The sequence below is a fragment of the Asticcacaulis sp. P2_C5 genome (genome assembly GCF_056404555.1).
The window spans coordinates 332,364-345,736 of record NZ_JBFUDU010000004.1; the positions used below are offsets into that span (position 1 = coordinate 332,364).

Consider the following 13,373-nt stretch of genomic DNA (forward strand, 5'->3'; position numbering starts at 1 on the left):
TGTGTGTGTTGCGAACCTCTTAAGGCCTGCCTGCCATGACCTATATCGTCACCGACCCCTGCGTGAAATGCAAGTTCATGGACTGCGTCGAGGTGTGTCCGGTGGATTGCTTCTACGAAGGTGAAAACTTCCTGGTGATCAATCCGGACGAATGTATCGACTGCGGTGTCTGCGAACCGGAATGCCCGGTCGATGCCATCAAGCCGGATACCGAGGACGAAGGTACCAAGTGGTTGGAAATCAATACGAAATATGCCGCTGTATGGCCCAATATTTCGGAAAAAGGTACACCGCCGGCCGACCGCGAAGACTTTGAGCGCGAAGAAGGCAAGTTCGAAAAATATTTTTCCGAAAAGCCCGGCGACGGTAAATAGATACCATTTCGCATCCGCAAACGGTTGAATCCGGGCGGTTTGGGGTCGGGGGCGCCGATTACTTACAAACGCTTTATTTTGTCGCAAAATTGTGATATAAAGTTTCGTATTGCAAGAGTCGGCACGGCCCCGCCTCTGTCCTCGCGGACATCCTTTGGGCCATTTCGATCCGCGCAAATCTTCGTTTGTTTTATGCGTTCAGACCGGTATCCTTCTCCGGCCCTCGAACGCGCCATCGACGCAGGTCGGATGCCAACCTTGTCTTAGTCAGGAAATTGCGCGCACAGTCAGCCCCTGGGGGAAAGCCTCCCTCTCGGAACGTTTTTTTGTGCGCTTTCATCGTGCCTGCCTCTCCCCGGCGCAGGCCTGATGGCTTCTGACACTTTTTTGAGATGATGGTTAACAGACCGTACTGCCTTTACTTTGAGCGAAAGGGACGCACCCATGTCCGCAGACACACTCACCATTTCCCGTTATGATTTCTCGGTTGGCGACAAGGTCGTCTATCCGGCTCACGGCGTCGGCACAGTCGCCGCGGTCGAGACCCAGGAAGTCGCCGGTTATGCGCTCGAAGTCTTTGTCGTCACCTTCGACCACGAAAAGATGACCCTGCGCGTCCCGACCAAGAAGGCCAAGACGGCCGGCCTGCGCCATCTGGCCGCCGAAGCCGTCATGTCGCAAGCGCTTGTCACCCTGAAGGGCCGCGCCCGCATCAAGCGCACCATGTGGTCGCGCCGCGCCCAGGAATACGAAGCCAAGATCAACTCCGGTTGCCTGGTCTCGCTGGCCGAGGTCGTGCGCGATCTGTACCGTTCGGACAGCCAGCCGGAACAGTCCTATTCGGAACGCCAGCTGTATGAGTCGGCCCTGGACCGCATGGCCCGTGAAGTCGCCGCCATCGAAAAGATCGATCGCGACGCTGCCGTAGCCCTGCTCAACAAGAACCTGACCAAGGCGGCGTAAGCTTCCCGTCAAACCAAGACAAATGGCCTCCCGGTTATGCCGGGAGGCCATTTTATTTTTGGACCAAAGGCGTCTTAAGGCTGGGGCCGCAACGTGATGCGGGCTTCCGTCGTTATGACGATGCCGCCGTTAAAGCGCGCCAGATCGTAGCAGGCGACCAGACCGTCATCATAGGTCCGGCTGCCGTCCGTGGTTACGATCGTGACGGGGACAGTCGCAGCGATCGCGACCCGATCCGGACCACAAACCTTCTGATCCTTGCCATTACTGGCCAGGCGCGTGCCGTCGGTCTGGGTGGTGACCGAGGCGCCGTCGCCGAACGCGAGACCGCCGGCCGAGGCCAGGGTGATATCGCCGGCGACAGCCGGGACGGGCATGGCCATGACGATAAACGGGAGAACAATGCTGCGTAACGAATGGATCATGGCGGCTTCCTTTCGGTCGAATGCCCAGCTTATAGCATCGCGAGGTCACGACGTCCTTCAACTCTTTGTGCCGGTTAAACCAGCAAAGCCGCATCAAACCTAACTGCGTGAAAGCCTGTCGGCTGAACCGGCAGCGACCATTTCGAACAGACCATCGCAGGCCATGAACACGTCCCAACGCGCCACGCCCAGCCTCGCTGCGACGGCATCAATCACCAGCAGTTCAAGGCTTTCCTCGCGCTTGCCCTTCCACAACTTGTCGGCAAGCGCCACGACCCGTTCCTCGAAACGGACGTCCGGCCCCTGCCAGGCGGCGTGGGACACGCAGCATTTCGCAATCTCTGGCTGGACGCCGTGCGCCAGCATCAGTGACTGGCCCGCGACCTCATGCACCGAACCGGGCCCATCCAACTCTTCCGGGCGCACTATCTTGCCTGCATCATGAACAGCGACGCCCAAGCGAACCAGGTTTGCGTCGAAGTCCATTCTCATGTCGCGGAGGCCGTCGATCAGGATATCCGCAGCCTCACCTACCAGGTGGAGGTGACGGAGCAACCGCTCCGGCGCGCGCAAGGTAACCAGTAGCGCGTGAGCATCCTCACGATTCTTCAGCGGCTCCTTCTTCCTATTACGTGCGCCGCCCGCCTCTTCCTCGTCTTCGTTGGAGCGTCCGCGTACATTAAATACCGCCAGTGCATTCTGCGCCGTCTCGGCAACACGTTGCGGCCAGCCGGTTGCGACAAAGGCATCGTCCGCCATTAACGGAGGTGTTTCGAGGCTGGCAGCGTCCATCATCACATACACGACGGCCAGAGCGTCATGCTCGTCCGGCGTCATCGCCGAATTGGGCCAGATCACTGGATCGGAAACCAGGAAGTCGAAGTCATTGAAATAGTTGTTAAATCCCCAGTGCTGAACGTAGGCGTCACCTTCTGCCAGGGACTCTAGCTGTTCTATTGCCCGGTTGCGCAGACGCTGGGCGACAAGCTGTTCTGAAACTTTCTCTTCCATGCATGTGATGTAGCCCAACTTACCATGGCCGGAAAGCCACACACGGTAGTTTCGTTTCCAACCAACTTGCCCAGCCACCTAGTCTGCTGTAAGCACACCGTCGTTCGAAACTTCCTTATGGAGAGCCGCATGTTGTTCGCAAAGAACAAGCCGCCCGCCTCTCCCCTCGGCCACATCGGCGCCTGAGGGCGTCTCACCCTGCCCGAAAATCTGTAAGGAAGGCGCGTCCGCATGTCCGGGCGCGAACACATCATGTATGTGCGGTTTGTCACGCCGCTTCGCGACCGGGCTACCGGCGCGGAGACGGGTTTTTTCCGCGCCAGTTGGTACCTGCGCCGCGTCGGCTGTCCAGACTGGATCCACCGTGAACTCGAATACCAGTTCGGCTGGTTCAATGAGCACCTGCCGGTCCCCAATCGCGTCCAGCGTCAGTTCCGGCGTGGGCGCGCCAGTATCGCGGGCGTGTGCTGGTTTCGCTCGGAAGCCAGGGAATGCATCGAGCGGGCGCGTTACTGCGCCTGGCTGATCAGCGAGGGCGGTGTTCCAGTAGCGCCCATCAAGCTGCGGAGTCCACGCGAGATTATCTGGTGCGACGACCACCAATTGGTCATTCGACCGGATTCGGATACGCCCCAGGCCTTCCCCGGCCAGAGGTTTATCGAACGCGAAACTTAGTAGCTGACGTTATTGGGGCGCAGAAGCAGTTCACCGTCCGCACGGCTGGAATAGGCCGTGCCGCCGAAATCCGAGAGATTGTAACAGGCGACCAGACCGTAAGGGTACATGGTCTCACCGCGCACCGTCTCGATCGTGGTGAACTGCGTGCTGGCGATCGCAATCTGGTCGTGCTTGCAAACGACGTGCTTGTGACCGTCACTGGCCGCCCAACTGCCGTCGGACCGCGCCTCGACCTTTGTACCTTCGCCGGCGGCGATGCCGGTACCAGCCTTGATAATGGCGGTCAGGTCTTTAGCAGCGGCCGGCATGACCAGAAAGAGGCTGACGCCGGCTATAAGACACAATAGAGTACGCATAATCCCCCCGAGACGGAACGGCATCCTTACCGCAACTGCGAAGGTAGCCACCCATTGTGCGTTTTACAAGGCAGGCCGCCGGCAAAATTGCGGTTTTCCCCTTGACCGTCGTCCGGGCTTTGCCTATAGAACCGCCTCCCGCGCGACGGAAGGGTTCCGATCGCGCCCCAGTCATTCTATGCGAAGGTATATCACATGTCGCGTCGTTGCGAACTCACCGGTGTCGGTCCCCTGGTCGGCCACAGCGTGAGCCACTCAAATGTCAAGACGAAGCGCCGCTTCCTGCCGTCCCTTCGTCAAACCGCCCTGGCCTCCGAGGCCCTGGGTCAGTCCTTCCGCCTGAAGATCTCGAACGCTGCCCTGCGCACGCTCGACTTCCGCGGCGGCCTGGACGTTTTCCTGGTCAAGGCTGACGATGCCGATCTCTCCCTGCGCGCGCGCCGCCTGAAGAAGCAGATCAAGGACAAGCTGGCTGCGAAAGCCTAAGTTTTTGGGCCTAAGCTTTTCGGTTACCGAACACATGAAAAACCCCAGGCTGGTCCTGGGGTTTTTTGTTGCGTAGGTTTACGAGAATCAGTGGGTCCAGTCGAACATCAGCAGCTTCGGCTTGCCGTCGTCCTCCAGGCTGTCGGAGACGAGATACAGCCGATACCCGCCCTCCGTTTTGACCGCCGCCACACCTTCATAATTGTCGGCCGGCAGGGGGGGCGCGATCCGGGCCAACTCACCGGCATCGACCAGGCTATGCCCTTCCAGGCGCAACAGGCTCACGATCGACTTCAGATGAAAGCCATCGAAATAGCGATACAGGGCCAGGGCCTCGTCGCCATGGCCTGGCACAGGCGCCAGGCCGCTCAGCTTATATAGAAAGCCCGGTACCGATGGCCCCTTGATCGCCGTGCAGCCGGCGCCCGACCGCTCGCATAGCCAGAAGCCGCCCGATTCGGCGCCGGCCAACAGACGGTCGCCAAGGATGGCAATGCCTTCCAGACCTTCATTATTGGGCAGTTTCTGAATACCGCCGGTGGCCAGCGCCATCGGCGTACCGTTCCAGCCTACACCCGGCCCGAAGACCATGATGCGCTGAAAACGTTCGTAGGACACATAGTGGGTGCCGTCGGCGGCGATCGCCAGGCCTTCGGCATCGTTGAAGTCACGGTTGATCGATGTCTTGCCGTCGGCGTCGCGCAGCAGGTCGATCTTGACCGGGCTGGTCTTCATGCCGCCTTGACCGTCCGGCACCAGGTCGAAGCGGATCATGGCGCCGAGATCGCTGACGGCCTCTACCTTAAGGCCCGTGTCCGACGGTGTCAGTTGCAGGTCCGACAGGCCCATGACCTGGGACGTGCCGTGGGCGTCGATCTCATAGCCGCCGACGTAGCGCACTGCAGGGTTCAGCGGATGGAGATCGCTGGCCTTGGGCAGCGGTTTGAAGCTGACCGATTCGCTGCCATAGGGCACAAGTTCTGCATGAGCGGGCAGTGACGTAAACAGACCGAGCAGAACCAGATGCGACCATCTCATCATGTGACTTTCTTTATTCCACCGTCAGCCAAATGACCGTGATTTTGGATGACATGCTAGCCGGCAAGCGCCACGGGTACACTTAGTACCCGCTAGCGCACATTCTGCGTTGCGCTAACGCTTCGCTTCTTGAGCGTGGGGCTCCGCCCTCACGAAAAAAACGATTCACTGGATCGTTTTTTTCGTTCGATGCCAAAAGCACGCTTCATTTGGTTTCCTCGAAGAGTTCGGTGAGCTTATCCATTAGCCCGCCGGCGAGATGTTCGACGTCGATCAGGGTCAGGGCGCGCTTGTAATAACGCGTCACATCGTGGCCGATGCCGATCGCGACCAGTTCGACGCGTTTTACCGTCTCGATCTCGTTGATCGTCTTGCGCAGATGGTTTTCGAGATAGTGGCCGTTATTGACCGACAGGGTCGAGTCGTCGACCGGCGCGCCGTCGGAAATCACCATCAAAATCTTGCGCTGCTCCGGCCGGTTGACCAGGCGCGAATAGGCCCATTGCAGGGCCTCGCCGTCGATATTTTCCTTCAGCAGGCCTTCGCGCATCATCAGGCCCAGGTTCTTGTGCGTCCGGCGCCACGGGCTGTCGGCCGCCTTGTAGATGATGTGACGCAGGTCGTTGAGCCGGCCGGGATTCTGCGGCTTGCCCTCGCGCACCCACTTCTCGCGCGACAGCCCGCCCTTCCACGCCTTGGTGGTGAAGCCCAGGATCTCGACCTTGACACCGCAGCGTTCCAGGGTCCGCGCCAGGACGTCGGCGCAGATGGCGGCGACCATGATCGGCCGGCCGCGCATCGAGCCCGAATTGTCGAGCAACAGGGTCACCACCGTGTCGCGGAACTCGGTGTCCTTTTCCTGCTTGAACGACAGAGGCGCGCTGGGGTCGATGATCACCCGCGTCAGTTTCGAGGCGTCCAGCACGCCCTCTTCCAGGTCGAACGACCACGAACGGCTCTGTTGCGCCAGCAGCTTGCGCTGCAAACGGTTGGCCAGACGCGACACGACGCTGGCCAGATTGGCCAGTTGTGCATTCAAAAAGCCGCGTAGCCGTTCCAGTTCTTCGGGCTCGCACAATTCCTCGGCCGTGACCACCTCGTCGAACTGGCGCGTAAAAACGTCGTAGTCCTTCTTGATCTTGCCGTCGAAGGGCGCCTCGTCGCGACGCTCGGCCTCACCCGCCTCACCGTCCGGCGTCTCGTCGGTCGCCGATTCCGACGCCATCTGCGGATCGCCCGACATCTGGGTGTAGTCGTCCTCACCCTCCTGCGCCTGTTCCTGGCCTTGCTGGTCTGGTTCAGGCTGCTCGGGTTGCTGCTCGCTGTCGTCGCGTTCGTCGTCGTCGGGGGCGTCGTCTTTTGGACTATCGCCGTCGTTCTCGCCCTCTTCGCCGGCGTCCTTTTCCTCTTCCTCGGCATCGAGACTGTCATCGACCAGGTCGAGCGACGTCAGCACCTTGCGCGCCTGCTGGGTAAAGGCCTTCTGGTCGTGGATCAGCCCGGCCAGCCGTTCCAGTCCGTCACCGGTCTTTTCGGCGATCTCATGGCGCAACATATTGACCACGCGCTGGACCGAGGCCGGAACGGGATCGCCGGTCACCGCCTCGCGCGCCATCAGGCCGAGGATTTCCGGAATGCCGATATCGGCCTTGTCGTCCTTGCGCATCAGGCCCGATCGTTCAAGATCGTTTTCCAGCGCCGACTGCAGATTGACGCGGACACCGGCCATGGCGCGGGCGCCGATAGCGTCGATGCGGGCGGCTTCCAGGGCGTCGAAGGCCTCGCCCGAAACATGGTCGCGCGGGCGGGCGCGGGCATCGATAGCATCGTCGTGATGGGCGTGGCGCAGCGCCATGCGGTCGGCCTGGCCACGTACACGCTGCGCCAGTTTCGGCGCCAGGTCGCGCGGCGGATGCGGCAGGATCAGCTTGTGGCCTTCCATCCGCGGCCCGTCCGAGCCGAACACGACCTCCAGGTCGGCATCCTCCGCCAGGGCGCGGGTGGAATGGACCAGCGCCTTCTTGAACGGTTCGGACAATATGGTCGGCTTTTGCGCCATGGAGTTCCTGTTGATCCGCCCTTACGGCGGTTTCGTAGGGATCCACAGATTACACCGATTACACAGATTAAGAAAAATGGCGCTTCGCGCCTTTCAAATTCGAACATTCAGGCGCTGAACTATCGAATAAATCTCTGACAAATCTGTGTAATCGGTGTCATCTGTGGATAAAAATCTTACGTCGGCTACGCTATCCACCGGCAGCCCTAGATGACCTTCACCTTCAGGGCGGATTCCTTCACATCGGTCCCGAAGGCCCGCTGATAGAATTCGGCCAGGGTGTGGCGTTCCAGTTCATCGCTCTTGTTGAGGAACGACAGACGAAACGCCAGTTCCGGATCATTGCTGAAGATCAGGGTATTCTGCGCCCAGGTGATGACAGTCCGCGGCGACATGACGGTCGAGATATCGCCATTGGCAAAGGCCGAACGCGACATGTCGGCGACGCGGACCATGGCGTCGATCATCGGCCGGCGCTCGGCGGTATCGAATTCCGGCACCTTGGCCAGCACGATCTGGACCTCGGCTTCGTGGCTGAGATAGTTGAGCGTGGTGACCAGGGACCAGCGGTCCATCTGGCCCTGGTTGATCTGCTGAGTGCCGTGATAGAGCCCTGTCGTATCGCCCAAACCGATGGTGTTGGTGGTCGAAAACAGGCGGAAATACGGGTTCGGCTTGATGACCTTGTTCTGGTCAAGCAGGGTCAGGCGCCCCTGGGCTTCCAGCACGCGCTGGATGACGAACATGACGTCCGGGCGGCCGGCGTCGTATTCGTCGAACACCAGGGCGACGGGGCGCTGAATGGCCCAGGGCAGGATGCCTTCGCGGAATTCGGTGACCTGCTGGCCGTCCTTCAGGACGATGGCGTCCTTGCCGATCAGGTCGATCCGCGAAACGTGGCTGTCGAGGTTCACCCGAACCATCGGCCAGTTCAGCCGGGCGCCGATCTGCTCGATATGGGTCGACTTGCCGGTGCCGTGGAAGCCCTGCACCATCACCCGGCGGTCATAGGTAAAGCCGGCGCATATGGCCAGGGTCGTCTGCGGATCGAAGCGATAGGCGCTGTCGATTTCCGGCACATGGCTATCGCGGTGTGTGAAGGCCGGCACCATCATGTCGGAGTCGACGCCGAAAACCTCGCGAATGCTAACCTTTTTATCGGGCGCGAGCGACAACAGGGGGTCTATATATTCGAGTTCGGCAGGCATGGCGGGCTTTCGGGCGGATCAGGGCTTTCGGGGCGAAACAACGTGGTTTCAGCTAAGACTTAGACGCCCGCGACACAACCCAAATATTGACCGTGAACGAAGTTTTTTGCGGCTGTGACGGCAAAAGAAATTTGGAACCGCGAATGAACGCCAATGAACGCGAATAGATAAGGTGAAGGCACTTATGCAAAGACAGAGCGCTTCCCGTAAAAATGGTCCGGAATAGCTTGCAAATTCGCGTTCATTCGCGTTCATTCGCGGTTCCAAAAATGCGAGATCCACCATGTCCGCCGGCCGCAACCGACTGACCATCGTCCGCTACTATAAGGCCTTGGAAGACGCCGATGGCGACGCCCTGTTCGCGCTCTACGATCCGACCGTGATCCAGACCGAATGGCCGAACCAGCTCAAACCCAACGGCGATGAGCGCACGCTTGATCAGCTGAAGGCCGATTTCGAACGCGGCAAGGGCGTCATGCAAAGCCAGGCCTACGATATCAAGACTTTGATCTGCACCGACGATACCGCCGCCGTCGAAGCGACCTGGAAAGGCACCCTGGCTGTTCCCATCGGTAAGCTTCAGACCGGCGACGTCATGACGGCACATATCTCGACTTTCTTCACCCTGAAGGACGGCAAGATCACGTCACAACGCAATTACGACTGTTTCGAAGCGTTTACGTAAGGTAATCTATCAGGAACAGGTGATAAAACACCGTCACCAAAAAGCCCAGCATGGCAACAAATATCACTCCGCCGACGATCCGCAGCCAGATCACCCACAGGCGCAGCTCCGGTCCCATGTCCTGCGAAATCGGCTTGTGCATGAACAACTGCCAAACCATGTCACGTCGCCTGAGACGATTCTCCCACCACGCACCCGGTTTCAACGGTTCCTCACCACGCACCTCGCGGCAATAGGCGATATACAGATCAGCGACGCGATGCTGCAAAATTGCGAAGCCGCCAAGGCAGGCAAGGACGCTATAGCCCGCGATTGCAGCGCCATGGGTCTGCCACCAGGCCGTCCAGTTCATCATACCCCCCTCCACCGCAATCATGACTCGTCAGGATACACGTAACGGAAAATTCCACCCGAAGACATAGGCCATCACGGCCAGGACAATTGCCACCAGAGTCACGCGTAGCCACACCACCTGGCGCCTTAGCGCCGGCGGCATGCGCGGGTCGTCGCTCAATAGCATCTCGATGAAGGCGAAATCCTGCATCACGGAGCTGCTCCACGACGTGCTCCAAAGATTGGGGATCACCCGGCCATAGGTCTCCCACTGGAAACGTTCATAGGCGGAATAGGCTACGCAACTCAGGACACAGGCCGCACACAGCAGACCTATCACCACTCCACCCATGCCATTGACCAACACATATGCCAATGCCCTGCCCTCCACTTGCGCCCAAATCTGGCATATCAGACTTAAGAATCGATCAAGGCTCGTCCGGGTACTGATAACTGACCAGTTCATCGAGAAACGGCGCCTCGTCCAGATCCTCCATGGTGGTGCGCGATGGCCAGTCATTGACATGGACGAACCACGGTACGCGACCTTCGGAGCCATATTCGATGTCCGGCACGATCCCTCCGGGATGGTCGAAGGCGCCGATCGACAGGGCCATGCCGTCGGGCGCCTCATAGGTCAGCGGGGTTCCGCATTGCGGACAAAAGCCGCGCTTGACCAGGTTCGAGCTTTGAAAGCGTTTCGGCTCCGTCTTCGTCCAGCGAACACCGTCCGCCTCGCGCACCGACACCAGCGGTGCGAAGACATTGCCGAACGCCTTCTGGCACATGCGGCAATGACACACCGAGGCCCGGCCCAGCCGCCCCGTCACTTCGAACCGCACGGCGCCGCACTGACACCCGCCCTTGTATATTTCGATCATGGTTTGCCTCCGCCGAATCGTTTCCTATATGACGATACGCAGTTCCGGCAGCAAGGCGAACCATGCTCCATTCCTTCGACTCCTTGGCACTCGACAATCCGGCCTGGTCGGCACTGAACGGCCGCCACGCTCATCTTGCCATCGGCGACGGCCCCGTCCGCCGCTATCCGGCCGAGGTCTCGCCCTTTGCGGCCATTGAAAACCACGCCGCCCTGACAGTACTGGCTGAACGGATGACCGAAGGTGACACCGCCGTCCTGTGGTCGCCTGTCGATCTCGATACGCCGGACGGCCTGGAACTGGTTATCCGCTTTCCGGTGTTGCAGATGGAAGGGGCCGGCTTTCGCCCGGCGGAGGTGACCGATGACGTGCCGCCCCTGACCATCGACGACGTCCCCGATATGCTGGACCTGACCGCCCTGACCAAACCCGGCCCCTTCGGCACGCGAACGCGCGACATGGGACACTATATCGGCCTGCGCATCGACGGTCGCCTGGCTTCCATGGCCGGCGAACGCATGAAGCCCGACGGCTATAGCGAGATCAGCGCCATCTGCACCCATCCCGATTTCCAGGGCCGCGGCCTGGCGCGACGGCTAACCTCGATCATGGGCAAACGGATCCTGGCCGAGGGCCTGACGCCGTTTCTCAATGTCCTGCCGGAAAATGTCACGGCCATCGGATTGTACGAAAGCCTCGGCTTCAAGCCGCGCCTGGTGAATCAGGTCCACCTCTTCCGCAAACCCGGCGGTGAAGCGGCGACAGACGGCTTTTTCAGCAGCCTGTAGCGAAAACGGGGCCGCGCATGGCGGCCCCGTCCCGTACGCTTACACTCAACCCAATCAGAACAGGAAGTCGGTCGAAGCCATCGAGGTGACATTCATCACATCGATCGAGAAGTCGGCCGTGCCGTCGCCATTGACATCACCATAAACACGGACGAACTGGCTGCTATAGGCGGAGGCACCGAAATACTGCGTCCAGGCGGTACCGGCGTGGCCCGCACCCGGCGCGGCCGCACCGCCCCAACTGAACGCCTGATTGCCGGACAGCAGTATATTGGCGTCCATGATCGACAGATCGATCCTGTCCTGACCGGCGGCGAAGTCCTGGATTCGGTCGATGCCCGTGCCGATATTGCTGTCGGTCAGTGCGGAGAAGAAAAACACGTCATTGCCCACGCCGCCGTACAGATAGTCGCTGCCGCCTTCGCCGTAGATGCGGTCATTGCCGCCTTCGCCATAGACATAGTCGTTGTCCGCCCCAGCGCGAATAAGGTCATCACCGTCCTCGCCGTGGAGCTGGTCGTAGCCCCCGCCACCATTGACGAGGTCGCCGCCATTGCCGCCCCACACCGTGTCATTGCCGTTCTCGCCGATGACGTAGTCGTTACCGTCATTGCCCGCGATCACGTCATTGCCTTCGCCGCCATAGGCATAATCCGCGCCGGTGCCACCGGCCATGGTATCGTTGCCGGCATCGCCGTACAGCAGATCATTGCCGGTTTCGCCCCACACCCGGTCATCATTGTCGCCGCCACGCAGAACGTCGTTGCCGCCTTTGCCATACAGCGAATCCGCGCCTGCCATGCCTTCCATGGTATTGACGTCGTCATTGCCAGTGATGGTGTTGGCCAGGGCGTTGCCGGTGATTTCGGTGGCCCCGTGATAGCCGACCGAGGTGCCACGCGGATCGTTGACATGGGTCAGGTTCTCGACATTGGCGCTCATCACGAACCACGGGCCATAGAACTGGATCGTGTCGACGCCTTCATTGGCGTTTTCGACGATGGTCGTGCCCATGCCTTCGACGACGTAGGTGTCGTTGCCGGTTCCGCCGAACATGGTCGCCGTGCCCCACTTGCTCATGATGGTGTCGTTGCCGGCGTCGCCATGCAGCCGGTCGCTTCCCGGACCACCGTCAATGCTGTCGTCACCGTCGCCACCATAGATATAGTCGTCCTGTGAGGAACCGGTCGAGTCCCAGATCGAGCCGCCACTCAGGTTGTCGTTGCCCAGGCCGCCATAGATGATGTCCTGGCCATCGCCGCCATTGATACCGTCATTGCCGTCGCCGCCCCAGATCGTGTCGTTGCCCTCACCGGCGCTTACCCGGTCATCGCCACCGCGCATGTCGAAATAATCGTTTTCGCCCCAGGAATCGACCGTGTTGGCCTGGTCGTTGCCGATGCAGGTGAAGTTGCCGCCATACTCGCCGTGATATTCTTCGATATTGGCGCCGAAAACGTACTTGGTGAATCTGCCGTGGACGACATCGTAGCCCTGGTCGGCATATTCGATGATCGTGACATTGGCTTGGTCGTTCTCGAAGGTCCAGTAGGCGTCGTCGCCGGTGCCGCCATAGGCCTTGTTGTGCAGCTCCATCGAGAAGAAGTCATTGCCCGAGTCGCCGTACATCACGTCGTAAGCGCCTCCCAGGCCCCCAAAATAATCGTTTCCATCACCGCCATGCATGATGGCGACACCATCGTCGAATTGGTTCGTCCCGTGATCGAAGTCGTCGTCGCCGGAACCGCCGTAGACGGTCGCAGTACCCGAGCCGTTGATGTAGATCTTGTCGTCGCCCGACCCCATGTCGACCCAGGATGTACCATCGACGTATAAGGTAATGTCGTCGTTACCGCCATAGGTGCGGATAGTGTAGTCGTCGCCGTCATCCCAGTTGCTGCTGCCGATCGCAACCGTGTCGTTGCCGTCGCCGTAGTTCAGAGTGTGCTTGGTCATTGTTTTTCTCCCGATGCTCCAGGTTCGGAGCTGATGGGAGGATGTTTAGGTGCGCCATGTCAGCGGTTGATGTCGCAGGGCGCAGAATTGTGTTTCAATTGTTACAGCCCAAAGCGTAAAAAAAACGGGACC

16 protein-coding genes are annotated in these 13,373 nt (G+C 59.9%); 6 read left to right on the forward strand and 10 right to left on the reverse strand.

Annotation, left to right across the window (positions count from 1 at the left end; genetic code table 11):
- Nucleotides 1-35 precede the first annotated feature (35 nt).
- Nucleotides 36-374, forward strand: coding sequence for a ferredoxin FdxA (fdxA, locus tag AC1DXO_RS09580; RefSeq protein WP_476977900.1), 339 nt, complete (start codon nt 36-38; stop codon nt 372-374).
- Between the two features lie 444 nt (nt 375-818).
- Nucleotides 819-1,337 (forward strand): CarD family transcriptional regulator, encoded by a 519-nt coding sequence (locus tag AC1DXO_RS09585; protein WP_476977901.1) that lies wholly within the window; start codon nt 819-821, stop codon nt 1,335-1,337.
- Between the two features lie 74 nt (nt 1,338-1,411).
- Here the strand turns inward: AC1DXO_RS09585 and AC1DXO_RS09590 are convergent, their stop codons facing one another.
- Nucleotides 1,412-1,762, reverse strand: a complete 351-nt coding sequence (locus AC1DXO_RS09590) for a hypothetical protein (protein ID WP_476977902.1) — start codon at nt 1,760-1,762, stop codon at nt 1,412-1,414.
- Nucleotides 1,763-1,861: 99 nt separating this feature from the next.
- Nucleotides 1,862-2,773, reverse strand: a complete 912-nt coding sequence (locus AC1DXO_RS09595) for a hypothetical protein (RefSeq protein WP_476977903.1) — start codon at nt 2,771-2,773, stop codon at nt 1,862-1,864.
- 231 nt (nt 2,774-3,004) lie between these two features.
- On the opposite strand from AC1DXO_RS09595, the gene AC1DXO_RS09600 reads away from it, so the two are divergent.
- A complete protein-coding gene (locus tag AC1DXO_RS09600; RefSeq protein WP_476977904.1) occupies nt 3,005-3,448 on the forward strand; it encodes a hypothetical protein in 444 nt (147 codons plus the stop codon).
- Here AC1DXO_RS09600 and AC1DXO_RS09605 read toward each other — a convergent pair.
- Nucleotides 3,445-3,807 carry a hypothetical protein gene (locus tag AC1DXO_RS09605; protein WP_476977905.1) on the reverse strand — a complete coding sequence of 121 codons (363 nt, stop codon included), beginning with the start codon at nt 3,805-3,807 and terminating at the stop codon, nt 3,445-3,447. The genes AC1DXO_RS09600 and AC1DXO_RS09605 overlap by 4 nt on opposite strands.
- A gap of 195 nt (nt 3,808-4,002) precedes the next feature.
- Between AC1DXO_RS09605 and rpmB the strand changes: the two genes are divergently transcribed.
- On the forward strand, nt 4,003-4,293 hold the full coding sequence (rpmB, locus tag AC1DXO_RS09610) for a 50S ribosomal protein L28 (RefSeq protein WP_476977906.1): 291 nt from the start codon (nt 4,003-4,005) through the stop codon (nt 4,291-4,293).
- An 87-nt stretch (nt 4,294-4,380) separates the two neighbouring features.
- Here rpmB and AC1DXO_RS09615 read toward each other — a convergent pair whose 3' ends face one another.
- The 3 genes from AC1DXO_RS09615 to cobS all read right to left on the reverse strand — a co-directional run bounded on the left by AC1DXO_RS09615 (nt 4,381) and on the right by cobS (nt 8,598).
- Entirely contained in the window at nt 4,381-5,334 is a 954-nt protein-coding gene (locus AC1DXO_RS09615; protein WP_476977907.1) for an esterase-like activity of phytase family protein, read from the reverse strand.
- 202 nt (nt 5,335-5,536) lie between these two features.
- On the reverse strand, nt 5,537-7,390 hold the full coding sequence (cobT, locus tag AC1DXO_RS09620) for a cobaltochelatase subunit CobT (protein ID WP_476977908.1): 1,854 nt from the start codon (nt 7,388-7,390) through the stop codon (nt 5,537-5,539).
- Nucleotides 7,391-7,596: 206 nt separating this feature from the next.
- On the reverse strand, nt 7,597-8,598 hold the full coding sequence (gene cobS / locus AC1DXO_RS09625) for a cobaltochelatase subunit CobS (protein WP_476977909.1): 1,002 nt from the start codon (nt 8,596-8,598) through the stop codon (nt 7,597-7,599).
- 283 nt (nt 8,599-8,881) lie between these two features.
- Here cobS and AC1DXO_RS09630 point away from each other — a divergent pair, with 283 nt between their 5' ends.
- Nucleotides 8,882-9,283, forward strand: a complete 402-nt coding sequence (locus AC1DXO_RS09630) for a nuclear transport factor 2 family protein (RefSeq protein ID WP_476977910.1) — start codon at nt 8,882-8,884, stop codon at nt 9,281-9,283.
- Here the strand turns inward: AC1DXO_RS09630 and AC1DXO_RS09635 are convergent.
- Genes AC1DXO_RS09635 through AC1DXO_RS09645 form a run of 3 tightly spaced genes read right to left on the reverse strand, consistent with a single transcriptional unit; the run spans nt 9,276 to nt 10,497 of the window.
- A complete protein-coding gene (locus AC1DXO_RS09635; protein ID WP_476977911.1) occupies nt 9,276-9,638 on the reverse strand; it encodes a hypothetical protein in 363 nt (120 codons plus the stop codon). The two genes, AC1DXO_RS09630 and AC1DXO_RS09635, sit on opposite strands and share 8 nt — an antisense overlap.
- A 27-nt stretch (nt 9,639-9,665) precedes the next feature.
- Nucleotides 9,666-9,992 (reverse strand): hypothetical protein, encoded by a 327-nt coding sequence (locus AC1DXO_RS09640; RefSeq protein WP_476977912.1) that lies wholly within the window; start codon nt 9,990-9,992, stop codon nt 9,666-9,668.
- Between the two features lie 52 nt (nt 9,993-10,044).
- Nucleotides 10,045-10,497: a GFA family protein gene (locus AC1DXO_RS09645; protein ID WP_476977913.1), complete on the reverse strand. Its 453-nt coding sequence runs from the start codon at nt 10,495-10,497 to the stop codon at nt 10,045-10,047.
- A 62-nt stretch (nt 10,498-10,559) separates the two neighbouring features.
- Between AC1DXO_RS09645 and AC1DXO_RS09650 the strand changes: the two genes are divergently transcribed.
- Nucleotides 10,560-11,285, forward strand: coding sequence for a GNAT family N-acetyltransferase (locus AC1DXO_RS09650; protein ID WP_476977914.1), 726 nt, complete (start codon nt 10,560-10,562; stop codon nt 11,283-11,285).
- Nucleotides 11,286-11,339: 54 nt separating this feature from the next.
- Here AC1DXO_RS09650 and AC1DXO_RS09655 read toward each other — a convergent pair whose 3' ends face one another.
- Nucleotides 11,340-13,241, reverse strand: a complete 1,902-nt coding sequence (locus tag AC1DXO_RS09655; protein WP_476977915.1) for a calcium-binding protein — start codon at nt 13,239-13,241, stop codon at nt 11,340-11,342.
- Nucleotides 13,242-13,373 lie beyond the last annotated feature (132 nt).